20 protein-coding genes are annotated in these 24,340 nt (G+C 36.7%); 9 read left to right on the forward strand and 11 right to left on the reverse strand.

Annotation, left to right across the window (positions count from 1 at the left end):
• Both PN450_RS03935 and PN450_RS03940 read right to left on the reverse strand, forming a co-directional pair.
• Positions 1 to 1,941: DUF4347 domain-containing protein (locus PN450_RS03935; protein WP_271835480.1), on the reverse strand; the 1,941-nt coding region annotated here is incomplete at its 3' end.
• Positions 1,942 to 2,522: 581 nt separating this feature from the next.
• Positions 2,523 to 2,960 carry a CAAD domain-containing protein gene (locus tag PN450_RS03940; protein ID WP_271835499.1) on the reverse strand — a complete coding sequence of 146 codons (438 nt, stop codon included), beginning with the start codon at positions 2,958 to 2,960 and terminating at the stop codon, positions 2,523 to 2,525.
• A 476-nt stretch (positions 2,961 to 3,436) separates the two neighbouring features.
• Here PN450_RS03940 and pcrA point away from each other — a divergent pair, with 476 nt between their 5' ends.
• The 5 genes from pcrA (at position 3,437) to PN450_RS03965 (ending at position 12,210) form a co-directional block, all read left to right on the forward strand.
• Positions 3,437 to 5,764, forward strand: a complete 2,328-nt coding sequence (gene pcrA, locus PN450_RS03945; RefSeq protein WP_271835481.1) for a DNA helicase PcrA — start codon at positions 3,437 to 3,439, stop codon at positions 5,762 to 5,764.
• A gap of 607 nt (positions 5,765 to 6,371) precedes the next feature.
• On the forward strand, positions 6,372 to 9,839 hold the full coding sequence (hpsA, locus tag PN450_RS03950; protein ID WP_271835482.1) for a hormogonium polysaccharide biosynthesis protein HpsA: 3,468 nt from the start codon (positions 6,372 to 6,374) through the stop codon (positions 9,837 to 9,839).
• Between the two features lie 23 nt (positions 9,840 to 9,862).
• The gene (locus PN450_RS03955) at positions 9,863 to 10,516 is read left to right on the forward strand and encodes a type II secretion system protein (protein WP_271835483.1); all 654 of its coding nucleotides are present in this window, start codon (positions 9,863 to 9,865) and stop codon (positions 10,514 to 10,516) included.
• A gap of 146 nt (positions 10,517 to 10,662) precedes the next feature.
• Positions 10,663 to 11,535 (forward strand): prepilin-type N-terminal cleavage/methylation domain-containing protein, encoded by an 873-nt coding sequence (locus PN450_RS03960; RefSeq protein WP_271835484.1) that lies wholly within the window; start codon positions 10,663 to 10,665, stop codon positions 11,533 to 11,535.
• A gap of 159 nt (positions 11,536 to 11,694) precedes the next feature.
• Positions 11,695 to 12,210, forward strand: coding sequence for a pilus assembly FimT family protein (locus tag PN450_RS03965; protein ID WP_168632066.1), 516 nt, complete (start codon positions 11,695 to 11,697; stop codon positions 12,208 to 12,210).
• Positions 12,211 to 12,300: 90 nt separating this feature from the next.
• Here the strand turns inward: PN450_RS03965 and PN450_RS03970 are convergent, their stop codons facing one another.
• Positions 12,301 to 12,633, reverse strand: a complete 333-nt coding sequence (locus tag PN450_RS03970; protein ID WP_148760201.1) for a hypothetical protein — start codon at positions 12,631 to 12,633, stop codon at positions 12,301 to 12,303.
• A 433-nt stretch (positions 12,634 to 13,066) separates the two neighbouring features.
• Here PN450_RS03970 and PN450_RS03975 point away from each other — a divergent pair, with 433 nt between their 5' ends.
• The gene (locus tag PN450_RS03975) at positions 13,067 to 13,669 is read left to right on the forward strand and encodes an esterase/lipase family protein (protein WP_015080207.1); all 603 of its coding nucleotides are present in this window, start codon (positions 13,067 to 13,069) and stop codon (positions 13,667 to 13,669) included.
• Between the two features lie 187 nt (positions 13,670 to 13,856).
• Here PN450_RS03975 and PN450_RS03980 read toward each other — a convergent pair whose 3' ends face one another.
• Positions 13,857 to 14,288: a VOC family protein gene (locus PN450_RS03980; protein WP_015080209.1), complete on the reverse strand. Its 432-nt coding sequence runs from the start codon at positions 14,286 to 14,288 to the stop codon at positions 13,857 to 13,859.
• 57 nt (positions 14,289 to 14,345) lie between these two features.
• Between PN450_RS03980 and PN450_RS03985 the strand changes: the two genes are divergently transcribed.
• Positions 14,346 to 15,104, forward strand: coding sequence for a TIGR00297 family protein (locus tag PN450_RS03985; protein WP_148760205.1), 759 nt, complete (start codon positions 14,346 to 14,348; stop codon positions 15,102 to 15,104).
• Between the two features lie 156 nt (positions 15,105 to 15,260).
• Here the strand turns inward: PN450_RS03985 and PN450_RS03990 are convergent, their stop codons facing one another.
• The 5 genes from PN450_RS03990 to PN450_RS04010 form a co-directional block, all read right to left on the reverse strand.
• Positions 15,261 to 16,709, reverse strand: a complete 1,449-nt coding sequence (locus PN450_RS03990) for a glycoside hydrolase 100 family protein (RefSeq protein WP_015080211.1) — start codon at positions 16,707 to 16,709, stop codon at positions 15,261 to 15,263.
• Positions 16,710 to 17,074: 365 nt separating this feature from the next.
• Positions 17,075 to 18,802, reverse strand: a complete 1,728-nt coding sequence (locus PN450_RS03995) for a WD40 domain-containing protein (RefSeq protein WP_271835485.1) — start codon at positions 18,800 to 18,802, stop codon at positions 17,075 to 17,077.
• A 59-nt stretch (positions 18,803 to 18,861) separates the two neighbouring features.
• Positions 18,862 to 19,317, reverse strand: coding sequence for a ferredoxin (locus PN450_RS04000; protein ID WP_015080212.1), 456 nt, complete (start codon positions 19,315 to 19,317; stop codon positions 18,862 to 18,864).
• On the reverse strand, positions 19,317 to 19,703 hold the full coding sequence (locus tag PN450_RS04005) for a DUF1257 domain-containing protein (protein WP_015080213.1): 387 nt from the start codon (positions 19,701 to 19,703) through the stop codon (positions 19,317 to 19,319). The genes PN450_RS04000 and PN450_RS04005 overlap by 1 nt, the downstream gene beginning before the upstream one ends.
• 38 nt (positions 19,704 to 19,741) lie before the next feature.
• Positions 19,742 to 19,951, reverse strand: a complete 210-nt coding sequence (locus PN450_RS04010) for a DUF2997 domain-containing protein (protein ID WP_015080214.1) — start codon at positions 19,949 to 19,951, stop codon at positions 19,742 to 19,744.
• A gap of 453 nt (positions 19,952 to 20,404) precedes the next feature.
• Here PN450_RS04010 and PN450_RS04015 point away from each other — a divergent pair, with 453 nt between their 5' ends.
• On the forward strand, positions 20,405 to 21,262 hold the full coding sequence (locus tag PN450_RS04015; protein WP_271835500.1) for a peptidoglycan recognition protein family protein: 858 nt from the start codon (positions 20,405 to 20,407) through the stop codon (positions 21,260 to 21,262).
• 105 nt (positions 21,263 to 21,367) lie between these two features.
• Positions 21,368 to 22,258 carry an Rpn family recombination-promoting nuclease/putative transposase gene (locus PN450_RS04020; protein WP_271835486.1) on the forward strand — a complete coding sequence of 297 codons (891 nt, stop codon included), beginning with the start codon at positions 21,368 to 21,370 and terminating at the stop codon, positions 22,256 to 22,258.
• Between the two features lie 136 nt (positions 22,259 to 22,394).
• Here PN450_RS04020 and PN450_RS04025 read toward each other — a convergent pair whose 3' ends face one another.
• Both PN450_RS04025 and PN450_RS04030 read right to left on the reverse strand, forming a co-directional pair.
• Positions 22,395 to 23,030 carry an RloB family protein gene (locus tag PN450_RS04025; RefSeq protein ID WP_271835487.1) on the reverse strand — a complete coding sequence of 212 codons (636 nt, stop codon included), beginning with the start codon at positions 23,028 to 23,030 and terminating at the stop codon, positions 22,395 to 22,397.
• A 4-nt stretch (positions 23,031 to 23,034) separates the two neighbouring features.
• A complete protein-coding gene (locus tag PN450_RS04030; RefSeq protein WP_271835488.1) occupies positions 23,035 to 24,327 on the reverse strand; it encodes an AAA family ATPase in 1,293 nt (430 codons plus the stop codon).
• Positions 24,328 to 24,340 lie beyond the last annotated feature (13 nt).

Raw genomic sequence — 24,340 nt, forward strand, 5'->3', positions numbered from 1 at the left:
AATACTACTAATCAATTGAGTAAGGACAATTTTGTCTGTTCCTACAGTAAAATCCGTAATCCGTTGTCCCACATCTCGGAGATCAGTAAACACGAAGAAATCATTACCAGCACCTCCAGTAATGGTTTTTGCCCCTGGACCTCCTGTTATCCAGTCAGAACCAGCAGTTCCTACAATTGGGGTACGACCATTGTTAATTGAGGGATTACCAGTAATTTCATTGAGATCATTGACACCAATGGTTAATTCTTTTTCATAACTTAACCCCCCTTGGTCTGTGGTTTTGACGCGAACGCTGTAACTGTTTTTGGTTTCGTAGTCAAAGACAGAGTTGGTTTTGAGTTGATTATTGGTAATAGTGAATAAACTATTATCCGTTGCACCGTCCCCGGTGACTAAACTATAGGTAAAGGTGTCTCCTGTATCTGGGTCTGTGGTGGTGAGATTACCAACTACTGTACCAATAATTTGGTTTTCCGCAACTGTGCTGGTGGAGAGTGTGAGGTTGGTGGGTGTTTTGTTAGTAAACTCACTCACGTCTATGATTTGTAGTCCTGAATAATCATCAGCAACATAAGCGTAGTTACCGACTACTTGCACACCTCTAGCAAAGTCAGATGTATCATAATTGCCCTTGAGGGTGGGGGTAGTGGGGTTACTAATGTCTATGATTTGTAGTCCTGAATAACCATCAGCTACATAAGCGTAGTTACCCACCACTTGCACACTTATAGCATAGCTGGGTGTATTATAATTGCCTTTGAGTGTGGGGGTGGTAGGATTGCTAATATCAATTATTTGTAGTCCTGAATAATAATTAGCAACATAAGCGTAGTTACCCAATACTTGCACACTATAAGCAAAGCCAGATGTGTCATAATTGCCCTTGATGGTTGGGGTAGTGGGGTTGCTAATGTCTATGATTTGTAGTCCTGACTCACCATCAGCAACATAAGCATAGTTACCAACTACTTGCACACCTATAGCATAGCTAGATGTATCATAATTGCCCTTGAGATTGGGGGTGGTGGGGTTGCTAATGTCTATGATTTGTAGTCCTGAAAAATAATCAGCTACATAAGCATAGTTACCGACTACTTGCACACCATAAGCATAGCTAGGTGTATCATAATTGCCCTTGAGATTGGGGGTAGTGGGGTTGCTAATATCAATGATTTGTAGCCCTAAAGTATCATAAGCTACATAAGCATAGTTACCGACTACTTGCACACTTATAGCATAGCCAGATGTATCATAATTGCCCTTGAGGATGGGGGTTGTGGGGTTGCTAATATCAATGATTTGTAGTCCTGAATCTCTATCAGCTACATAAGCATAGTTACCGACTACTTGCACACCATGAGATCTGCCAGATGTATCATAATTGCCCACTAATGTGGGTGCAAATACTCCCTGGTAGGTGTGGAGGGTGTCTGCAATAATATCTGACAAATGTAGAGACGTTCCATGGAACGTCTCTGTAGCGGGAATATTCACCTCTAATTCCCAATTCCCCCCTAATGCTGCATTGCCAGTTTTTGTGGTGGAGGCGCTAATGCTTGCTTTGGTGATTTGATGTAATTTGTGAATAAATTCTGCCCCAGCGTCTCCCGCAGCGACGTTACAGCCATATAGTAAAATATTCTGACGTTGCCACTGTTGTAACTGTTGGGTGTAATTGTGAATATTGGTTAAGTCTAATTGACGATTGCCTAAATACAAGCATCCCGGTGAACCGTGGGAAAGGATATGAATGGTGGTGATGTGGGGATGTTGTTGTAAAACTTGGCTAATTTGCTCAATCCCGTCTTGATTTGGGGAAATAATAACTGATTTTACGCCCTCGACAATTCCTGCTTGGAGGGTGTGATAGTCGGAAACAGAAGAATCAATAAAGACAACAGTTGTCGCGGTTTGACGGAGGAAAGAGTTGTTAGACATATTTTTTTTCTTTGTACTTGGTAACTAAGCTTTCATACCCGCCCGGAACTGAAGTTCCGGTCTAATAGTTAAAGTGCGTTGAAACGCACTGTAATAACATCGAAATCAAAAATTATCCTATTTCTCGAATAAATACCGCCAAAATAGTCGGTTTTAACCGACTTGAGCTATTAGACAGGGAATTAATTCCCTGGCTCAAGTCTCTGATGACATCGAAATCAGAAATTATCCTATTTCTCGAATAAATACCGCCAAAATAGTCGGTTTCAACCGACTTTAGCTATTAGACAGGGAATTAATTCCCTGGCTTGAAGGTACTTGACACTGTTGAGCAGTGGTAAACCTTTACAAATTCTTATCCAAACAGGTTAAGTATGTATATGATGGTAAGATGTGTTATTTGTAAACACAACCGTGATCTTTCAGTTATAAATAATCTTTTTGTAACACATATTTAAACTCACGTATGTGACATATTCTAAATTCACAAAAAAACAACGAACTCTTGGCTTTGTAAAAAAGAAAAAAGATACCCGACTCTTTAAAGAAATCGGGTATCTAAAATGATCTAAATTTGTGAGTTAAGATTTAGAAGTGTGCTTACCGACAACTTGGGATTTGAGGGTGGTAATTTCCCCAGATAACTCTTGTCTGCTGGAGGCTTTGAGTAAATAGCGATAGACAAACCACACAGAATAACCAATCCCAATTAATTCAAAGGTAGGTGCTACTAAAGGAACATCATTAAGAGCATCTAATACAGCCAATAGTACCTTAACTGTGACTACTGCTGTCACTACTAAACCAATACTGACAATAGGTTGCTGATATTGACCAAAGAATTTACCTACATAGTCTGGTAATGTCCCCAGAAAACCGGAAATCTGTTGTCCGTATTTCAGCCACTCTTCTTGAGGCTGCATAGGAGGCTGAAGTTTGGTCAAATTCCCGGTTTGGGTGTTAATTTCGGGTATGGCTGTTTCTTTAGACTGGGTTTCTTTAAATTCTGGTTCTTGCATTTTCGTTTCCATGATTTTGAAATTTGAGTTTCTTACCCAATAGTTTGTCAAGATAAAAATGATGGACTGTAGTGTGAGCGTCTCGCTCACGCGGGCAAGATGCCCGCACTACCAAAAACCCGTCAAAATAAATTTAACAGACTACTAGATATTTACAACCAAAAGGCTGTTAATCGGTACTTTCTCTCATTAATCAGGGTGAGAGATTAGGGATTATTGGTTTATCTTACATCTACAGTTCTTCACAGTATGACAAAACTTTACACAAAGTCTAGTAACATTAAGTTGCTAGTTAGGAAGCAAGAATAAAACTAAATAGCTTAACATTATATCAAATTTTCTCAAACTTTAGCAATTTAAGTAAATTTTTATTGTTTTTGCCCCATTATGCTGCTTTCGTTTTATTCTTTGTACTGAGTTTTACCCTTACCGATTAACCCGATAACAAATTGTCCTTTTCATCATTTTTATAGTTTATGACCACAAATATTGATTTCCTGAGTCATCTTAACCCTAGTCAACGTCAAGCCGTAGAACACCACTGCGGACCATTGTTGGTGGTTGCTGGCGCTGGTTCAGGGAAAACCCGGGCGCTTACTTACCGCATTGCTAATTTGATTCTCAAACATGGTGTTAATCCTGAAAATATTCTTGCGGTGACGTTTACTAACAAAGCCGCTAGGGAAATGAAGGACAGAATTCAAAGGATATTTGCTGAACAATTAGCCATATCGCAACATGGTAAAAAGTTGGATTTGCTGACAGAATATCAACAAAGCTTACTAAAATCAGAGGTTTACCGCACTAAAATTAAAGATATGTGGTGTGGAACTTTTCACAGTTTATTTTCACGGATTCTGCGATTTGATATCGAAAAATATCAAGATGAAAAAGGCAGAAAATGGGATAAAAACTTTTCTATCTTTGATGAATCCGATGTGCAAAGTGTAATTAAAGAAATAGTTACTAAAGATTTAAATTTAGATAGTAAGAAATTTGAACCCAAGTCTGTACGCTACGCCATTAGTAATGCTAAAAACCAAGGATTCTCTCCCCAACAATTTGAAAGTGAACAGCCCAATTATCGCGGTAGAATCATAGCTGATGTCTATAATCGCTATCAGGATAAACTTTCCCAAAATAATGCTTTAGATTTTGATGATTTAATTTTAATTCCGACGAGATTATTTCAACAAAATGAAAAAGTTCTAAGTTATTGGTATCGGAAATTTTGTCATATTCTAGTTGATGAATATCAAGATACCAACAGGACTCAATATGATTTAATTCAGCTTTTGGTCACAAATGGAGAAAGCCGTAAAAGTGAATGGAAATGGCAAAATCGGTCTGTGTTTGTGGTTGGTGATGCTGACCAGTCAATTTACAGTTTTAGAATGGCAGATTTTACCATTTTGCTAGAATTTCAGGAAAATTTCGGCGATGGTTTGGCAGATGATGATACTCGTTCTATGGTGAAATTAGAAGAGAATTATCGTTCTTGTGAAAATATTCTCCAAGCTGCGAATGAATTAATTGAAAATAACACTCAACGCATTGATAAAATTCTCAAAGCCACAAGAGAACCAGGGGAAGCAATTTATTGTCATAAAGCTGATGAAGAAATGGCAGAAGCGGCTTTTGTGATTAACCAAATTAGAAATTTAGAAAATCAACACCCGGAATTAAATTGGGGTAACTTTGCAATTTTATATCGAACTAATGCCCAATCTCGACCTTTTGAAGAATTATTAGTAAAATATCAAATTCCCTATACGGTTGTGGGAGGAATGAAATTTTATGATCGTAAAGAAATTAAAGATGCTGTGGCATATTTAAGGGCAATTAATAACCCTGCTGATACTGTAAGTTTATTACGGGTGATTAACACACCGCGCAGGGGCATTGGTAAGGCTACTGTGGATGCTTTGGTGAATGCTTCCCAGCAATTAGGAACAACTTTATGGGAAATATTAAGTGATGAAACATCTGTAAATACTTTAGCAGGACGTTCATCGAAAGCTGTAAATAATTTTGCAGCCATGATTTACAATCGTCAAGAACAAATCAAAGTAGTTCCCGGTTCGGAAATCTTACAAGGCATTTTAGAAGATTCTGGTTATATTAAAGAATTGCAAGATCAATCTACAGATGAAGCTGATAATAGAATCAGTAACGTCAATGAATTGCATAATGCTATGTTGCAATTTCAAGAAGAAAATGCTGGAGAAGATATTTCTTTACAGGCATTTTTGCAAAGTGCGGCTTTGAGTTCTGATTTAGATAATTTAAAAGAAGGACAAACAGCGGTTTCGTTAATGACTTTACACGCTTCTAAAGGGTTAGAATTTCCTGTTGTCTTTTTGGTGGGTTTAGAACAGGGGCTTTTTCCGGGTTATCGTTCCTTACAAGATCCTTCATTGTTAGAAGAGGAACGGCGTTTGTGTTATGTTGGTATTACTCGCGCTCAAGAACGTTTATTCTTATCCCATGCCAGAGAACGGCGTTTATATGGGTCTAGAGAACCGGCAATGCGATCGCAATTTCTCGATGAAATACCAGCAGAATTATTAACTACCCAAAATAAAGTTACCCGTAGTTCTACTAAAACTACCTCTGCAACTCCTAGTAAACAAAGCACTTCTGGAATTTGGCAAGTCGGTGACAGAGTATTGCATAAGTCCTTTGGGCTTGGGGAAATTACCCACATTTTCGGAGAAGGGAATAAGGTTTCTGTAGCGATTAAATTCCTGAGTTTAGGACAAAAAATAGTAGACCCCAGAGTAGCGCAATTACAAAAAGTTTAATTTTGCATTAGTCCACGCAGATGGACTTTGCTTGTGTAGATGCGGTTTCTAACCGCCTACTTTGCTTGATCAATACCTTGTTCAAATCGAAAAAAGTCTTGATTTGTAGATTGGGTTGAGGTACGTATCCCTGACGGGGGGTGAAGCCATAACCCAACATGAGCGTTGGGTTGCTGTTGCTTTATCAAAAATTTATATAATTATTGGTGCAATTGTCTAAGCAAGTAGATATACTATCAGTATTCAGGAGAAATATAATATTTGCAGTTGAAAAATTCAGTATTTTCCAGTTTATAACTTGGGTATCAACAATGCTATACAGCGGTTTCCGCTCTTATGAGGTACAAAGTTGAATCATGAAACTCTTGTAGTGCGGGCATCTTGCCCGCTTGTAGTGCGGGCATCTTGCCCGCTAGATATGTACCTCATAACACCGGGAAGTGCTATAAAAGAACTACGATGAATAGAAACAGGCAACTATTCCCATAAAACTCCATTAGTTGCTCCCACCAATATAGTAGTATTCTGCCGTAAATTTAGAGGACAGGATTATTTGTAATCATAACTAGAAAAATATTCAACTCAATTATTTATCAGGGAAGCAGTCATGTCTCAAAAACGTCACCCATTGAAAATAATCACAAAAAACTCCACAAGATTTATCCGGCGGTTTTTAGCAAATATAAAAAAACAACTCATTTGGTTATTGCGAACTGTTTTTAGTAGTCAAAAACAACAGCAGGCCGCAAATGCAGGTTTCGTATTGCCAACAGTGGTAATGGTATCGGTAGTAGTAGTTTTATTAACCACTGCTATCATGTTCCGCTCCTTTGAGCGGGCGAAAAATGCTAGTAATGTCCGTGTCAATGAGTCTGTTATCACTGCTGCTACTCCAGCAATTGATAGAGGTAAAGCAAAAATTAGTAAATTATTTCAGGATAAAACTCTGTCAAAAACTACACCAACAGACAATGATCTATATAATGCTCTTGTTAATAATATAGATAAATATACATTTGGTGATGAAACTAAACTAACACTATCTTTACAGGGACAACCATCACTACAAACAGCTTGGAGGTTTCCTGTTGATACTGACAGCAACGGGAGATTTGATAGCTATACCCTCTATGGTATTTATTTTAAAACTCCACCAGTGCTAAATGGTCAGTATAGCAGAGCCAGAAATGCTTTAGAAGCCAGAAATGTACCAGTAGTCAAAGGGACATTAAATGCTAATTGTGGAAGTACCAACACCAGTTTAGTAGGTAATACTGGTTGGGTGAGACAAGATAATGAAATCAAGAAAGCCTTTTTTGTTTATACCGCTGTAGCCAGAATTACTGATCCTCCCAATATTAACTATGAAGTATATAATCGTGATATCCCTAATAGTCTAGCCGGGGCTGTAGAGTATCAACAAGACAGGGTACAAACACCAACAAATAACAATGCTGTTGTTTATGACGATGATCTAGAATTAAATTCTTCTACAAATTTGAATGGTGGGGTTTTTACAAATAGTAATTTACTGGCTGCTGGAAGTGTTAGTAATATTAGTAATCTTAGATTATATCAAGTTAGTAGTAAAGCGTCTTGTTTCTATAAACCTAAAAATGCCAAAATTATTGTTGGTGGTAATTTAGCTCTGGGTAGGTTTACTGATGCAAGTGATACGGGTGGAGCAACTGTTGATTTATACCAAGGTAAAACCTCCAATGTTACTACTGGTTCTTTAACAAAATCAGTGACAAATAGTCCCAGAGATACAGCCTATAATAACCTAGCTTATATAAGGCGGATTAATAAATTAATTGATGCTCAAATTGCTGCTGATTCTACAGGTGCTAATGATCCAACAGAAGTTAACAACGGACTTGCACTCAAACAAACAGCATTAGGAATAACTTTTAACAGTACAGAGACCACTAAATACCGTCGTCAACAATTAGAAATTTACTTTAAAAGGCGGACTCGTCGTGTACCTTATACAGAAGTTGCTGTTGGTGCTACAGAAACATATCCTAACTCATTATTACAAGGATCTGCTGATACCCTGCGTCCCATTGATAGCTGGGTTTATCCTACAGACCCAACAGACGGTAAAACAGGTGGTAGTTATACTAATCTATCACTCAACATTAGCGGAACATCCTTAGAACCCAACGTCAGCGACCCAAAAGAATTGAAGAAAAATAGCGGAAAAGAAGGACTATTGGGTGATAGAGTTCTAGTTAGTAACAATTTACCCGAACTGAGGTGGGATACAAGTAAAAATCAGTTTATTGGTTCATACACTGAGGATACCCAAGATATTACTGGCATTACATGGGATTTACCAAGTGGTACTACTCAAACTCGCACACGACCCTCTTTAGTACGGAATTTAGCAGATATTGGTTCTACTGAAAGAGATGGAGACTGGGAATTAGCAGCAGCCAAAGTACCAACAAGTACCACAGGACCCGTGGGTGGTTTACGAGTTGTTACGGGGGCAGGTGTTTATTTGAGTAAAAATGATACTCCTAGTAGTATTAACAGTAACGTAAAAACAATATGGCCTGATAATGCAGTAACAATAAGTTCTACGGATACAACAACACCTTATCTAAAAATGCGGGCTACAGCAGTTTATCACTACAAGTCTACTGGCTATAATGCCCAAACGCCCAATCCTATAGCTTGTGTGAGTAGTTATTATGATCCTACTGATAATAAGAGCTACAAAAACATGAACAGTTTACCAAGTGCTTCTAATCTTGAAAAAGACAAAGATGGTAAATCTAATAGGGGTATAGTTTATCCTGCACCCACTAGGACGGAAAGTTATTATTCTTCAGTCTTGACATATCTATCTGAGTTAAAGTATAATAATATACGTTTGATAGATGATGGATTACTAGCTAGAGCATTAGCAAAAAAACTAGCACCAACAAATAGAACTATATCAGAGCAGTCTGCCATTGATGCTCAGATTTGCGCTCTACAAATTCTAGATGGTAGTCTTAGTCCTGTCAGTAATAATCCCGTTATTCCCCATGGTGCAATTTTTGAAACCTTCTTTTCTGACCAGAGAGAAACTCAAAAAGTTCGCGCTACAGTTTTAGACTTGAATCTACTACGGACAAAAACCATTGGTAGTTCAGAATATTTATTACCCAATAGCGGTATTATTTACGCGACTCGTGATGATGCTTTACCAGATATCAGTGCGGGTAATACCGACGCTGAAAAACTTGAAAGTCCTGTAGATTATGTAGATGACACCACACGCCGTCCCAGTGCAATTATACTCATTAATGGCGGGAACCTGGGGCGAACAAATAGCTACAAGGAAGAGGAAAAGGGGTTAACTTTAGCTACCAACTTACCAGCGTATATTAAAGGTGATTTTAATCTACACACTCAGGAAGAATTTACACAAACACTTTTAGAAAGTTGGAGTAACTTTTATACTCGCACCACTTTTAATAATAACTTTGCTTGTCGTTCTGGTGACTCCAGATTTCCTAATTGTACCACAGGTGACGAATGGCGACCTGCGAATATTTTAGCTGATGCTGTTACTTTGCTTTCTGGAGACTTCGACTTCAGGGAATTGGGTTATACAATAGGTAGCCAACAACCAGCTAATAATGATACTACTTTTAATCTGATTATTGCTGCTGGTGACAATCCTGCTAAACCTACAGTAGATAATGGTGGTCTAAATAACTTGGTTCGCGTTATAGAAAATTGGACTAGTAGGAAAATCAAGCTAAATGGGGCTTTTATGCAGGTAAAAAAGAGTGCCTATGCTACAGGGACAAATCCACCTCAGACACTTAATAATCCCCCGACAAGACAGTGGAGTTACGATGTAGGGTTGTTATTTCAGTCACCCGACTTATTTGCCAGTAAACTCGCAGTCACACCACCTGAACCACCGGATGAATATTTACGGGAAGTTAGCAGAGGTGATACATGGGTACAAACTTTGTTATGTGCTAGGGAGACTTCTAATCCTCCTACTAATCCTCCTACTAACTTTGCCATAACAGATCAAAAACAACGACCTGATAGCTGTCAATCATAAAACTTATAAGGAGGTGAGAAACAATGATCAAAACCAAACTACAGCCCAAAAATTTATCTTACAATGACTCTGGTTTTACAATTATTGAGGTACTAGTAGGGGTAGTTTTCATTGCTATTCTCTTGGTTACTATATCACCCGTCCTGGTCATGTCCACGGCTGTCCGGGTGCAGTCGAAAGGTATGGAAAAAGCCGTTCAAGCTGCTAAGACATTTATTAATGGTGTCAGCAATAATTCAATTTCAGCGCCCACTGAAGTAATTACAGAAACTCAAAATACTCCTATAAATCTAGAAACAGCAATGCTGGTTCCTCAACAAACAGATACAAATTTGTATCTGTTTAATAAAAACAGCACCATCATTGCTAACTGTAATCCAATTAATCCAACTTCAACTTGTCAACCAGATAAAGATACCCCATTTGATGAATTTTACATTCAAGCGGCTCAAATAAAGCCCGCAGATACTAAAACAAGTGATGGCTATCGTCTAGCGATTAGAGTATATAGAGAAGATTTGAATTTTAATCAAACTATTCTAGGGTCTAGGACAGGTGGTATTTTAGTTAATAAACAAGCGCCAATCTTGATAACAACAGTTGAGATTAGCGGTAGTACCACTTTTGGCAGTTTATGTTCCCGTTTGCGCCTTTTTAATAATCAACCTTGTCAATAAATTGGTTTATCCCTGAGGTTAATTCAATCAAATTCACCATTAATTTTCCCATAAAAAGCGAGTAAAATCCCCACCGTGCAATAATTTAATCTAAAACAGAAACATCTGAAAATCTGCCTTTGGTGCATTTAAAAAAGGACAATACAATGATAATCAAGATACTTAAATTTATATTCAAAAATCAATTCAAAGCCTCAAAATCTCTTGATAAATCTGCTGGTTTTACTCTCGTTGAATTGTTAGTAGCTTTAGCGATGTCATCTATAATTATCACACTATTACTAGAGTTTATGATTAGTGTGATAACCACAGATAGCAATGAGCAAATTAAGATAAATTCTGAGCAAGAAATCCAAATAGCACTGGATTATATTTCTCGTGATTTACAAGAAGCTATTTATATTTATGATGCTGCTGGTATTAACGCAATAAAACCTCAACTGCGTTACCCAAATGATGATACTAAAGCTCCTATATTAGTTTTTTGGAAACGAGAAATTCCAGATAATAATAGTGCAGGAGAAGATAATTCTTCATTGGTTGTCTATTATCTAGACAATTCTAGCAGCACTATTTGGTCTAAGGCTGCTCGGATTAGTAGATGGCAAATTAAAAAAAATAATCCAGGTTTTAATCCCTTTAATATAGCTCAATCCAACACTGTAGAAGATGCCATGAACAATTGGCAGAAATCTGCAACTGCTGCTTATACTACTGATGCTAATGTGTTAATTGATTACGTAGATCAAACAAAACCACCAGATTCTCCACCAGCGGCCACCTGTCCAGCTAATACCACAACACCTCCAATTACATGGTCAAAAATAACGACAAGTAATGGTATGACCGGGTTTTATGTTTGTGTAGATAAAGCCAATACAACAGCAAAGGTATTTATTCGGGGTAATGCCCTAGCTCGTAGAGAAAGCGATCCAGATAGAATAAAATATAGAGATGAGCAAAAAAGTTATTTTCCCACGGCTAATGCCATAGTTCAAGGAGCAAAAAGTGGCTATTAATCATTAACTTAAAAAGTTAGTTGTCCGACTCTTGACACTGGTTCATAAAGTAATAATTTCACAATAGCTATAAAAAAATCAAAAATTCAGAAAAAAACGGCATATAAAAAATCATCCCACATCGCAATATATATATGTTTTGCTTGCAAATAATCAGGGATGAATTATTTACAAAATAATCGCTCTAATAGCGGTTTTACGTTTATAGAAATGATGACAGCACTATTAATGATTGGTATACTATCAGCAATAGCTGCACCAAGCTGGTTCGCTTTGATCAAGACTCAGCACTTAAATATTGCCCAAGACCAAGTTTATCAGGCCAAGCGTCAAGCCCAAAGTCAAGCAAAAAAAGAAAAAGTGAAATATCAAGCTAGTTTCCGCACACAGAATAATATTCTGCAATGGGCTGTTCACGAGGAAAAGGAATCTGACCTAAATAATCCTATGATAAAGTGGAATGATTTAGATGACAGTGTGCAGTTAGATCCCAACTCAACATTAGAATTGGATAACGGTGTAAGACGAGTCCGGTTTGATGATATTGGTGGTGTGACACCTCCACTCGGCAAAATCACCCTATCTAGTAAACCTGGTGGCACAGCAAAGCGTTGTGTTATTGTTTCCACTATATTAGGCGCAATGCGAACCGCTAAAGATAACTCTTGCAATTAATTTGTATGATTGTAGCGGGCAAGATGCCCGCACCACAACATCTAGCTATTAGGATGATCAAATTTAGATGCGTAACAGCTAACTGGGTATTTAGCCTGGGGTTTTCACCTGACGGGCCATATCTAAAAAGACATTCATATTTACCCCTGGACGACGACGAGGACTATTCAGAGGAATGAGATATTTGGTGGCAAAATTGGTTTCCGTGGGGGCTGATATTTTCACGGGTTCAGGCTTAATAACTTTTACTGCTGCTGGTGTAACTTTTGGTTCAGCTTTTGGTGCTACTGTTGCTGGTGCTTGAGTAACATTAGCTTCTTCAGCTTCTTCTTTTAGCTCTAAGTAGTAGTTATTACCTTTTTTACCAAAAAGTCCGGTAATAAAACCCACGATACCCGCAATGATATTTTTGATAAAGCCCATAAAAAATGCTCCTGGTTTGAATAGTCTAGAATGTGACCGAAATTATGAAAAATCACGGGTAATATTACATTTGATTGCGTTATCTGCGGCCAATTATTAGACATACTGCTTGCTAATTCAAAGCCTACATTTACTACTAGCACCGCAGGGCGGAATTAAAAATTAACAATTAAAAATTAAAAAGCAGATTGTATAAGCTTTTTAGGGACTTTTAATGGTTATCTTACTTACGCTGTACTGTACTAGTAATTATTTTTAGGTTTTTTATTTTAACAACGGTATCCGGTAAATAACGCAAATTAATTATTAAATCTTATTATAACTATAAGATTATGAGAACTTATTTAATAAATCTTAATAATTTTTCGGCAGTCACCAATCTGGTATATTTTGTATATTTTCGATTACAATACTGAGATAAATAATCAAGATTATGGCAACAAAACAGCAAAATCCCGTTTTATTAGTGCATGGGATTAACGATACTGGGGCAGTTTTCAATAAAATGGCATCTTATCTCAGAGAACAAGGTTTGTCTGTGCATACGGTGGATTTAGTCCCTAATAATGGTGCTGAGGTTCTGGATAAATTAGCGCAGCAGGTAGCTAATTATATAGCTACTACCTTTGAAGCAGAACAACCATTTGATTTAGTTGGTTTTAGCATGGGTGGTCTTGTTAGCCGTTATTATATTCAGCGGTTGGGGGGAATAGATAGAGTCCAGCGATTTATCACCATTTCTTCACCCCATAAAGGGACTATAGTTGCTTATGGTACTTGGTTAGCTGGTGCTGTGCAAATGCGTCCTAATAGTGATTTTATCAATGATTTAAATTCTGATGTCGAAATGTTAAAGCAGTTAAATTTTACATCTATTTGGACACCTTATGATTTGATGATTTTACCTGCGGAAAGTTCGCAACTTGGTATAGACAAAGAAGTAATTTTACCCGTAATATTACATCCTTTAATGTTAACAGATATTAGGGCTTTAAGAATAGTAGCAAAAGCCTTAATAGCACCACTAAAACCATGAATTTAGATTTACCAAAAGTGGACTAATGAAAAATCAAGGTTCTTACAGCACTTCGCGGTGTTATGAGGTACATATCTAGCGGGCAAGATGCCCGCACTACAAGAGTTTCATGATTCAACTTTGTACCTCATAAGAGCGGAAACCGCTGTATTTATACTATGAGTATATGTGGCTTATTTACTGCCCTCTAAGTTTTATCACCAATTGCAGTATATTCAGTACCTTCAAAAATTGCCTTTGGATGACAATAATACTTAAATTCCATTAAGTTATAAAAAGGATCTTCTAAAAAGAAAGTGCGATGTTCTAGGAGAGAATCAGTAAAGCGGTTTTTTGGTTCTTCTCGAAATTTTAGATCTTTGTTTTTTGCCCTTGCTAGTAATTCTTGCCAATCTTCTTCTTTGGTAAAAATTAGGCCAAAATGTCGCGGATAAATGGCTTTTTGTGGTGTTAAAATATCCTTAGTAACATGAGCTACTAATTGATGTCCATAAAGATTGAGAATCAAAGCATGAGGGCTTTCTCTTCCGGGTATGCAGCCTAAACCGTCCACATAAAAGGCTTTGGTTTGGGGAATATCAGCAACGGGAAAAGCGAGATGAAATAAAATTTTGTTCATAGATCGAGCAGTTATATCTGATAATATTATGGCAAAAATACTCATAATTTAGCAGCCATGTTGTCTTTGATTGATTCTTTAAATCCCTGGTTAATGGGATTAGGCTTAAATACGATTTTACTGGGAATAGTAGCCATTATTCCGAAAAAGTTGCTCACGCCCGCAGGTATACTTAATGCTGGGTTATTGGGAATTATCATTTGGGGAACACTAGGTTGGCCAGGATATCTAGTGGTAGTGTTTTATTTTCTTGTTGGTTCTGGGGTAACACGGATTGGTATGGCCGAAAAAGAAGCCGCAGGAATTGCCGAAAAGCGTGCCGGTGCAAGAGGTCCAGAAAACGTATGGGGTTCAGCATTAATAGCGGCTTTCTGTGCGTTGGGACTGTTGTTTTTCCCTGATTTTAAATATTTACTATGTTTGGGTTATGTCGCCAGTTTTAGCACGAAACTATCTGATACTACCGCGAGTGAAGTTGGTAAAGCTTATGGTAAAAGCACCTTTTTAATTACGACATTGCAACCAGTTCCTAGAGGGACAGAAGGGGCGGTAAGTTTAGAAGGAACTCTAGCTGGTATGGTAGCATCAATAGCGATCGCACTCATTGGTTGGGGAGTAAATTTAATTAATCCTCTGGGGATAATTTGGACTGTCTTAGCTGCATTTATCGCTACCAATTTAGAAAGTGTCATTGGTGCAACTTTGCAATCTAAATATACTTGGCTTACCAATGAAGTTGTCAATATTATTAATACCTTGATTGGTGCAACTGCGGCAATTATCATGGCGTTAATTTACCAAAGTATCTTTGTTTAATTATTGACTCAACGCCAAGATTAATTGTTAAGTTTCTTTGAGGTAAGGGTTTAGCAATGCTAAACCTCTATAGGATCTAAAATTTCAATGTAAAAAAAGCCCCATATAATTATCAAGAGGCTAAAGAAAAGATATTCATTGTTAACAGATATTTGACTACATAGACAGATAAGGATCTATATTGCCAACTTCAAATTCACAAGCCCTAGAAACCACATCTGGAGGTAATTTATCAAAACTGATTAATGGTAAATAATCAGGATTATCTATGAGTTCCTTTGCTAATAAAAATCCAGCAATTGTCCAAGTTTGATATTTCCTCGCTTGTTTACCAATTAATCTCCCTTTTTTACCATCGTAATATTCTGGCCATTCATCTTCACTCAGTCTAGCTGTAGCAATTTCAATGGCTTTTTCTGCTAACTGTGGTTTTTTGGTTTTCACTGCTGCTGCTGCTAACATCCACATTAAAACAGGCCAACTTCCGGCATTATGATATGACCAAGGAATGTTTTTGGGATCACATCCTGTGACTACTCGATATTCTTCACCTTGTAAGGCAGGATAACAGATTTTAATAGGCATATCTCCTACTAAATCATCCCATCGTTTTTCAATCAGATTCATAATGGCTTGGGACTGTTCTTCAGTAGAAAGATCAGAAATCACAGCCATCAAATTTCCCAGAGTAAAGAACCGAGTATCCATTTGTGATGGTCCAACATTTCCCGCAAAATAACCACCTTTTTTCGGTAGCCATTTATCTAATTCATAATAAGGTAAAGAATCTGCATAAATATTGAAAAGATTGACCGCAGTTTTTCCGTATTCTTCACCTTTAAAGCGATAAATTGCATTCAGACGATTAATATCTATCCAATAATGCTGACGAATATGTCCACATAATAAAGGTAAGCGGTTATCAATTGCTTCGATAATATCCCCATTCCCTGTGCAAATTAGTAATTCTCTCGCAGCCCGTAAAGCCGCAAAAAATAGAACTTGAATTTCTAAAGGATGCCCATAAATCCCCATGCGTCTATCTATCATACAAGCACCGTCAGGAACTAACAGCGTGGGGTACATATCAAAACGATTGGCCAAACAGATATCCATAATTAACCTAATTCCTGTTTGGAATTCAGGTTGATAAGCTAAGGAAGAATCATTTGTAGCGACGACATAAGCCCGTAATAAAATTAGCCACCATAAACAAGAATCTACAGGTGTAACTCTAGCAATAGCGTGTTCACCAAAATCAGCTTCTAAAAATTCTTCCCCATTGGCAGAAACAACTTTGAAACTGGCTGGAATTAGCCCTCTACCGGGTTTATAGGCATCTAAGGCCTTTTCTTTCGGTTGCAACTTTAATGTTTCTTCTAGGAAATTTTTGACAATATCTGTTCTGCCTTTAATCAAAAAAATTAAAGCCGAAGAAACAAAATCTCGGATAAAACATTGGTCGTAATTTAGGGCTTCTACGGATGAATCATAAGCCGCTAGAGTTCCTACTGGCTGACCTTTGTAGTAGAGAATTGAATTCTCTAATGCAAGCCAAGCTTCATTTTCTATATTTTTACTTGTCTCTAATTTGTTTAGTTGCATTACCAGACTAACTCCATTTGGATAGTAGATTTGTTGGGAGTAGATGCACCTTTAATTATTCTTTATGCCCTTTTCATGATAACTTTGAAATAGCAAATATCAATCCAGTCAAAATACTAAAACTCGGTCAATGTCAAAATCTAACTGCATCATATTTAGCAGTTTTTTCAATCTCTGAAAATGCACTTTATTCTCCGTGTAAAATCACTTCAATAGAGTATATCTGCTTAATCAGGAATTGATCATTGACATGACAAAATATATTATTCCCCTACAACCTAACAATTTATAACGTTTTTTCCGAATATGCAATATAAACAATTAAAAAAAATTGAGGTATTAATACTGATGAAGCGATATATATTTTACAAGCTATTCATAAGCTGAAACTTTTGATATGCTTGATTGACTGCTTGCATGGCAGTTTTGGCACTGACAGAAGTGTTAATATCAGGATGATATAATCTGGCTAATCTCAAGTAGGCAAGTTTGACATCTTTGGGGTGAGTTTTCGGTTCTATGCCTAAAATTTCCCACCATTCCCCAGTTAAGGGTAAATCATCACTGCTATGAACCTGCCGCCAAATCTTGAGAGTGCCACCTTTACCACCACTAATCAATATTTTACCATCTGGACTGAAAGCTAGGGGACTAAACCCAGAAATAGTTTCTAGCAATTCCCCAGTTTCAAGATTCCAAAGTTTGATAATTCCATCTTGACTACTACTAGCAATAATTTTACCATCAGGGTGAATAGCGATCGCAGAAATGTCCGTTGAGTGTTTATTGAACGTGTATTGCAATTCCCCAGTATGGAGATTCCATAATTTGATTGTACTATCTGCACCACCACTAATCAGGGTTTGATTATCGGCAGTAATTGCTAATGTATTTACTGCTGCTAAATGCTGATTAATGGTATAAAGTGGTTCACCAGTTTGTAAATTCCAGATTCTGATAGTTTTATCAGCACTGCCACTAACAAGAGTTGTAGAATCAGGACTAATAGCAATAGCTAAAACTGCATCTGTATGTCCATTTAAAGTGTGTTTAATCGTTCCTGTATAACTTCCCCAAACTCTGATAGTTTTATCCGTACTACCACTAACAATAATATTACCATTGGGACTGAAAACAAGTGCATTAACAAAACCATTATGACTATAGGGAGAACTTAAATAAGAGAATGTGCGATTATATTTTTTTGTTTCTAATTCCCAACTGCTGATTTTCCGATCTACACTACCACTAATTACCTGTTTTCCGTCGGGACTAATAGCTACAGATAACACAGCTTCAGCTTGTCCAGAAAAAGTATATAGCAACTTTCTAGTTTGCAAATTCCATAAATTAACTTGTCTGTCATTGCTACCACTAACTAAGGTTTTATTATCAGGATGAATAGCAAGACTATTCACGGTGGCTGTGTGTCCTTTGAGAGTTTTTACACATTGCCAAACTTCCGTTATTTGAGGAGTTATATTTAATATTTTGGGTTCAACTTCTGGTTTAAATTGAGGAGATTTACCTTGGATTTTGGACTTTAATTGTTTTAATTCTTCCTCAATTTCTAAAGCTGTAAATTTGGCATTTATATCATCACCAGATAATTCTAGTAATGCTTCCAAATAATAATAATCATCATTATTTAAAACTTTTGTTTCCATGCGTTCAAAAACTTGCATGGGAGTTTCCCTAAATTCAGAATCATCTAATAATTTAGCCACACCATAAGCAGCAAGTCCTAAAACTGCACCAATTCCTGTCATTGATACTGTACCAATACCAAAAGCTAAACCAATTTTAGGTGCAACAAATCCTATGCCACCGATAACATTAGAAACGCCAACACCACCAATAGCACCAATACCCATTGCACCAAAAACGGCGCTATCCCCTGCTGTAATTCCTTTAAAAGCACCATAAGCAGCAGCGCCAACAACCGCACCGGCAACAGTTACAGAAGCAGCACCTATTCCCACACCACCAAAGCCTCCAGCTATTCCCATACCTCCGACTGTGGAGGAGATACCCGCACCTGTTAAAGTTCCGGTGGTGATGAATGCTGCACCTGTTTGAGATGTTGGTTTCATGCTTACGTCAGAATCAGGATTTATAGGATTTAAGGATTGAACACTAAGTTGCTGGTAATTTAAGAACTAGATTTTTTTAACTTTTGTTTTTTCCGGCGTTTTTCTGTAATGGCTACACCATGTTCTACGGGATAACCAGCTACGGGAATTACCTGATATTTTCTGTCTGCTTCTAAATTTTTCAGTTCTGTGTAATCAACCCAGTGAATACAATCAACAGGACAGGTATCTATGGCTTCTTGAACTACCTCTTCTATATCTCCATCTTGACGGAGGACACGCGATCGCCCATAATCTTCTTCAATAAAAAAAGTATTTCGGGCAACATGGGCGCAATGTTTACAGCCAATACAGGTAATTTCATCAACATAAACACCTTTTTGCCGCACTAATCCGCCTAATTCCGGTTCTAAACCAGAACGTTCGGGGACATCTCGCAAAAGACTCCCTAATTCTGGTTCTAAACCGGAACGGTTATATTCCTCTTCTGGTGACGACGGCGGCAAATTAGACATTACGCACTCCAGCGTTGTACTACTAGGCGAATAGAACCATCTTTCTGTTGTTGTTGTTCGGCTACCTGGAAGCCAACTTTAGTAGTTTCTTTAACTACTGTTTGATAAGCATAACGTTGAGTTACTTGACGAACAAACCCATCCACAGATAGATTTTGTTGCCAATATTGTAAATCTGCAACTAATTCGTATTCTTGACCATTCCATCTAAAACCGATATCATAACCATTTTGCTGTTCAATTGTGACTTCGGCTGCATGAGTTTGACCACGATAACCCCGCACCTCACCAGGTCCAGGTTTCCAGTCTATTCCCAAGTCAGAAAGGGCATCTTTCAAGGATTCCAGATTACGGATCTGTGTCTTAATTTGGCTAAAGTGTGACATGGTGGTTTGTAATCAATGAAATTAACTAGTTGGAAAACTTACCATTCGCTGTGGGCGGTTTGTGTATCCACCACACTATTTTGTTGTGGGTTAGTGGCAAAAAACTCTGAGGTTGGTTCATTACTCAACACTCGTCCTAGCTGGGCTTCTATGGCTGCTGTTACCTCAGTACAAGATGCACCGATAATACCAGTGACTTTTTCTTGGACTCGACCATCTGGATAAATGATGAATTCTAATGTTTCCATGCTTTGAAAGCCAACCTAGATAGTATATTTGAACTTTGCTGGTTTACCAGACCTACTCAAAATTTAGGGATAGGAACTTAGATACAAATTTGCCACTTGTCTCATAATGTTCCATATTTAAGCACATATATTTCATAATTTTTACAAAAGTTATTATTTTAGATTAGTATTTACGTTCGTTAGTTATAAGTTTCTCTTAACCTGATCAATTAGTCAAGATGAGGACTGCTAAAGACCAAAAATTATCAAAAATCTGATTAAATAAAGCTTGTAGGTAAAATCCCTAGTCAGGAATGAATATGAAAAAAATCTAAAATTCATTGAAAGATCTTATCATTATCATTGAATTGAACCAAGTAATAGGTTTTACACTGGTGATCAGGTATAATTGTTACTGGCTCTGCCATGAATATTCACAAACATTACACTATATTACCAATTTTAAATAAAAACATGAGATTTAGAGACTGGGCGACTAGAGTAATACTAATTTTTTTGATGTTAGCTACCCTAACTTTGGCTGTATTCATTGGGGGTGCGAGACAACAACACAATCAGACAATTGCATCAACATCGGAAGGGACAACTGAGTATCAATATCCACCAGCGCAATTACAGTCAACAATAACTAAACCAGAAAAAAAGCGAAATTTAATCCCGTCTCCCGCAAAGATTAAAAAAATTAATCCTCTGTATATAACTACTAGAGATTTCGCTAATTATACACCTAATTTTGCCCAGGTTACAGTTGATCCTAGCAATTATGGCGATCGCTATACCGCAGATGTTAATGGTGTACCTTGTAATAATCAAGCCATTATTGTCCTTCATGAAACTACCAATTCTACTTCTAGCGCCATTAATTTTTTTCAAACACCTCATGATGATGAAAGTGTTCAAGCCAGTTATCATGCCATCATTACTTTAGAGGGAAAAGTTATTTATTTAGTTCCTCCAGAAAAACGCGCTTTTGGTGCTGGTAATTCAGTTTTTAAAGGTGCTAATGGTGTGGAAACTGTGCAAACTAATCCTAATTTATCCCCATCTGTAAATAATTTTGCTTATCATGTATCTCTAGAAACCCCGACCGATGCTTGGGGGAAAAGTAATATAGAAGCACATTCAGGATATACAGAAGCTCAATATAATTCTTTAGCTTGGTTAATTGCTCAAAGTCAAGTTCCAGATGATAGAATTACAACCCATCGTGCGGTAGATGTGGGGAATGGGAAAGTTGATCCTTTAAGTTTTGATGGTGAAAAGTTTCTCAAGAAATTGCATTCTTTTCGGCAATTACAAACTTTCAATTAGTTAGCAAAACAAAATTCTGAGGATTTAATTTAGTTAAAACTTATGCAGAATCTCAAATAATGTGATTAAATTTAGAGGATATTTAACAAATAGATAGAATGCTTCATGCGTCGAGACTCCATTTTCTATAAACTATTTCAACAGTCTCCAACTTTGCTATTTGAACTGTTGACAAATCCACCCATAAATGCAGATGCTTACCGATTTGATTCGGTAGCTGTCAAAGAACCCAAGTTTGAAATAGATGGAGTATTTCTTCCCCCAGAAAATGAAGGTGCTGGGATTGTGTATTTCTGTGAGGTGCAGTTTCAAAAAGATGAACAACTTTATGAAAGAGTATTTGCAGAATCTTCACTATATTTCTATCGCAACCGCGTTAGATTTAGTGACTGGCAAGCAGTTATAATATATCCATCTCGCAATACCGAACAAAGGGACATTTACCCTCATAGAACCTTACTAAAAGGTGAACAAGTACATAGAGTGTATTTGAATGAATTGGGGGATATTCGTCAATTACCTCTATGGGTAGCATTGATGGTATTGACTACGGTAGAGGAAGAACAAGCACCAGCAGCAGCACGGGATTTGTTAATAAGAACCCGTGAAGAAGATCCTCAACCATCAAGTCGCGCCATAATAGAGATGATCACGACTATCATGGTGTACAAGTTTGAAAAACTTAGCCGAATGGAGGTAGAGTCTATGCTAGGAATAACACTCAAGGAAACTAGAGTTTACCAAGAAATTAAGGAAGAAGGACGAGAGGAAGGACGAGAGGAAGGACGAGAGGAAGGACGAGAAGAAGGACGAGAGGAAGCAACTGTTAATGTGATTATTCGACTGTTGACTAAGCGATTTGGAAAAATCTCTGAGGAAATGCGTTCCTCAATTTCTAGTTTACCTTTGCCTGTTCTCGAAGATTTGAGCGAAGCATTGTTAGATTTTACCAGCTTTGCTGATATCCAAACTTGGTTAAAAGGGCGGGTAAATTAAAGTATTTGGGCTGAATATTCGCGTAAGTTGCTAGTTAAGAAAAAAGGGAATAGGTGAAAATCAAAAACTTACCTATTTCCAAAATTACATTTTTTTCGCCAGTTAAGAAGCGTTAATACTGCTAATAGATAATTGCTCATTCAAAATTTTTTTGTTTTTGTAGTTTATCAATTAGAATATGTACTTTTGTTGATGGTTTTGTACATCCATTTTCGTTAGGATGATTTTGCTCTAATTTAATAGCATGACTAATTGCTTTTTCTTGATTGGATTTGAGTTTTTCATATAGCAATTTATCACTTTTATTATAATTTTCTCCTGGGTTTAAAATACCCTCTTTTCTCATTTCTGATTCTAGCTTTGGACGTAATTCTTTGTAACTACTAAAGGGACTGGTAGTATAACAACAATGGAGTAAAAACCAAAATTCAAAACAGGGTATTGATGTTATAGATTCAAAATCATGTTCTTTTGCTGTGCTGAGAGCTTGTTTATATTTTTCCGGTTTATTATCATCATCAAATATACAAAATACTTGATCATATTGTTTTTGTTGATATAGATCATAAGCTGTATTTACAATCTCTAAAGGATCTCCACCATTAGCGGAAACTATTTTAACGTCAGTTGTTGATAATTTAAGTTCACGTTTTAGAGACTCAAAGTAATTATATTCTGTTTGTTCACCCTCAACTACAATTAAAAAGTATCCTCTAGGATTTTTATTCCCGGAACTTCGTTTTAAATTATTGGTAGATTTTCCCCGTGACATATTTTTAAAGACTCAACCCATTAATAAAAGGAATAGCACCATAGCGACCTAGTAAATAACCTTTTTGTAAAGATTCATCTTCACGAGGTCGAAAGTCAAACAATGAATATAGTTTAGTCATGCTGTTATCTTTCTCAGTAAACCATATTTGGTCAGGTCTGAATATTTCACCATCTAATAATGTAGTATCATGAGTTGTAAATATTAATTGAGCATTGTTTTTATTAATTTCTGGATTATTAAACATTTTTATTAATGCTTTAGAAAGAACTGGGTGTAAACTTCTATCTATTTCATCTATTATTAATATTTCTCCATTTTGCAATACATATAACCAATATCCTGCTATTTCAAATAAGCGTTTTGTACCATCAGATTCTTCATCAATTTCAAATTCTACCGTTTTATCAGAGTCATTCATTTTATGTACAGTGATAATATCTAATCTGCCAAAATCAGGAATATCTTTGCTTATTGCGTTGATTCCTAGCTTCTGCATTTCCTGTTGAATTCGATGAATCATATCATCATTTAATGTTTCAGGTATAATTTCAATTTTTAGATCAGCAATACCTATATCTGCTTCATTTAGTAATTTAACCATATAATTATAATAACCTTCATTATTTGTATCATCAACTATGAAGGGTGTATCTATATGAAGAATAATTTTTAGTTCATCTTGGAAAAAATCGAATACCTCTGTTAATTGAGGATGATTATTTTGTGCAGCATGAGATATAAATAAAGAATTAGAACGAACAAATCTTTGAATACGCTTTTTTTCCCCTTTTAATCCTTTACCAAAAGACCATTTATATCCTTCATCTGGTTGAAACTTTGGATCATCTGGCAGATATTCACGAGAAAACCAGTTTTGTTGAACTTCATTCGGATAAGCAATTAACCACTCTTCAAATACTCGTTCTCGATTTAAAGAAACTCCATATTCATAACGAATTTTTTCATGAATAAAAATCACTTCAAAACTACTAGGCTTTTTTGCTGATTCACTATTTAATCTAAATGGTTCAACAGGTAATTTATCCCCAATTTGCATTCTACTAGCTGATTTCATGACAAGATTTTTCAGCACTTGTATAGCTTTGAGTAAATTACTTTTACCTGAAGCATTTGGACCATAAATAGCAGCACTTGTAACTAAGCGTAAATCATCATTATCAGGTACAGAAAAAGTATTACTATCTAGCATGGTTTCATTATCAGCAGCTACCATACTCAATGTTTGCTTTTCTTGGATTGAACGATAATTTTCTACACTAAATTCTACAAGCATGACTTTATTCTTA

It is taken from the genome of Dolichospermum lemmermannii CS-548, assembly GCF_028330815.1.
Lineage (GTDB): Bacteria > Cyanobacteriota > Cyanobacteriia > Cyanobacteriales > Nostocaceae > Dolichospermum > Dolichospermum lemmermannii.

Bases quoted from the DNA above. Each gene is read 5' to 3' on its own strand.
- PN450_RS03975 (WP_015080207.1), top strand. From the start codon at position 13,067: ATGGCAACAAAACAGCAAAATCCCGTTTTATTAGTGCATGGGATTAAC.
- PN450_RS03960 (WP_271835484.1), top strand. From the start codon at position 10,663: ATGATAATCAAGATACTTAAATTTATATTCAAAAATCAATTCAAAGCC.
- PN450_RS03995 (WP_271835485.1), bottom strand. From the start codon at position 18,802: ATGAAACCAACATCTCAAACAGGTGCAGCATTCATCACCACCGGAACT.
- PN450_RS03970 (WP_148760201.1), bottom strand. From the start codon at position 12,633: ATGGGCTTTATCAAAAATATCATTGCGGGTATCGTGGGTTTTATTACC.
- PN450_RS03965 (WP_168632066.1), top strand. From the start codon at position 11,695: ATGAATTATTTACAAAATAATCGCTCTAATAGCGGTTTTACGTTTATA.
- PN450_RS03990 (WP_015080211.1), bottom strand. From the start codon at position 16,709: ATGCAACTAAACAAATTAGAGACAAGTAAAAATATAGAAAATGAAGCT.
- PN450_RS04005 (WP_015080213.1), bottom strand. From the start codon at position 19,703: ATGTCACACTTTAGCCAAATTAAGACACAGATCCGTAATCTGGAATCC.
- PN450_RS03980 (WP_015080209.1), bottom strand. From the start codon at position 14,288: ATGAACAAAATTTTATTTCATCTCGCTTTTCCCGTTGCTGATATTCCC.
- PN450_RS04030 (WP_271835488.1), bottom strand. From the start codon at position 24,327: ATGCTTGTAGAATTTAGTGTAGAAAATTATCGTTCAATCCAAGAAAAG.
- PN450_RS03985 (WP_148760205.1), top strand. From the start codon at position 14,346: ATGTTGTCTTTGATTGATTCTTTAAATCCCTGGTTAATGGGATTAGGC.
- hpsA (WP_271835482.1), top strand. From the start codon at position 6,372: ATGTCTCAAAAACGTCACCCATTGAAAATAATCACAAAAAACTCCACA.
- PN450_RS04010 (WP_015080214.1), bottom strand. From the start codon at position 19,951: ATGGAAACATTAGAATTCATCATTTATCCAGATGGTCGAGTCCAAGAA.
- pcrA (WP_271835481.1), top strand. From the start codon at position 3,437: ATGACCACAAATATTGATTTCCTGAGTCATCTTAACCCTAGTCAACGT.
- PN450_RS04025 (WP_271835487.1), bottom strand. From the start codon at position 23,030: ATGTCACGGGGAAAATCTACCAATAATTTAAAACGAAGTTCCGGGAAT.
- PN450_RS04000 (WP_015080212.1), bottom strand. From the start codon at position 19,317: ATGTCTAATTTGCCGCCGTCGTCACCAGAAGAGGAATATAACCGTTCC.
- PN450_RS04015 (WP_271835500.1), top strand. From the start codon at position 20,405: ATGAGATTTAGAGACTGGGCGACTAGAGTAATACTAATTTTTTTGATG.
- PN450_RS03955 (WP_271835483.1), top strand. From the start codon at position 9,863: ATGATCAAAACCAAACTACAGCCCAAAAATTTATCTTACAATGACTCT.
- PN450_RS04020 (WP_271835486.1), top strand. From the start codon at position 21,368: ATGCGTCGAGACTCCATTTTCTATAAACTATTTCAACAGTCTCCAACT.
- PN450_RS03940 (WP_271835499.1), bottom strand. From the start codon at position 2,960: ATGCAAGAACCAGAATTTAAAGAAACCCAGTCTAAAGAAACAGCCATA.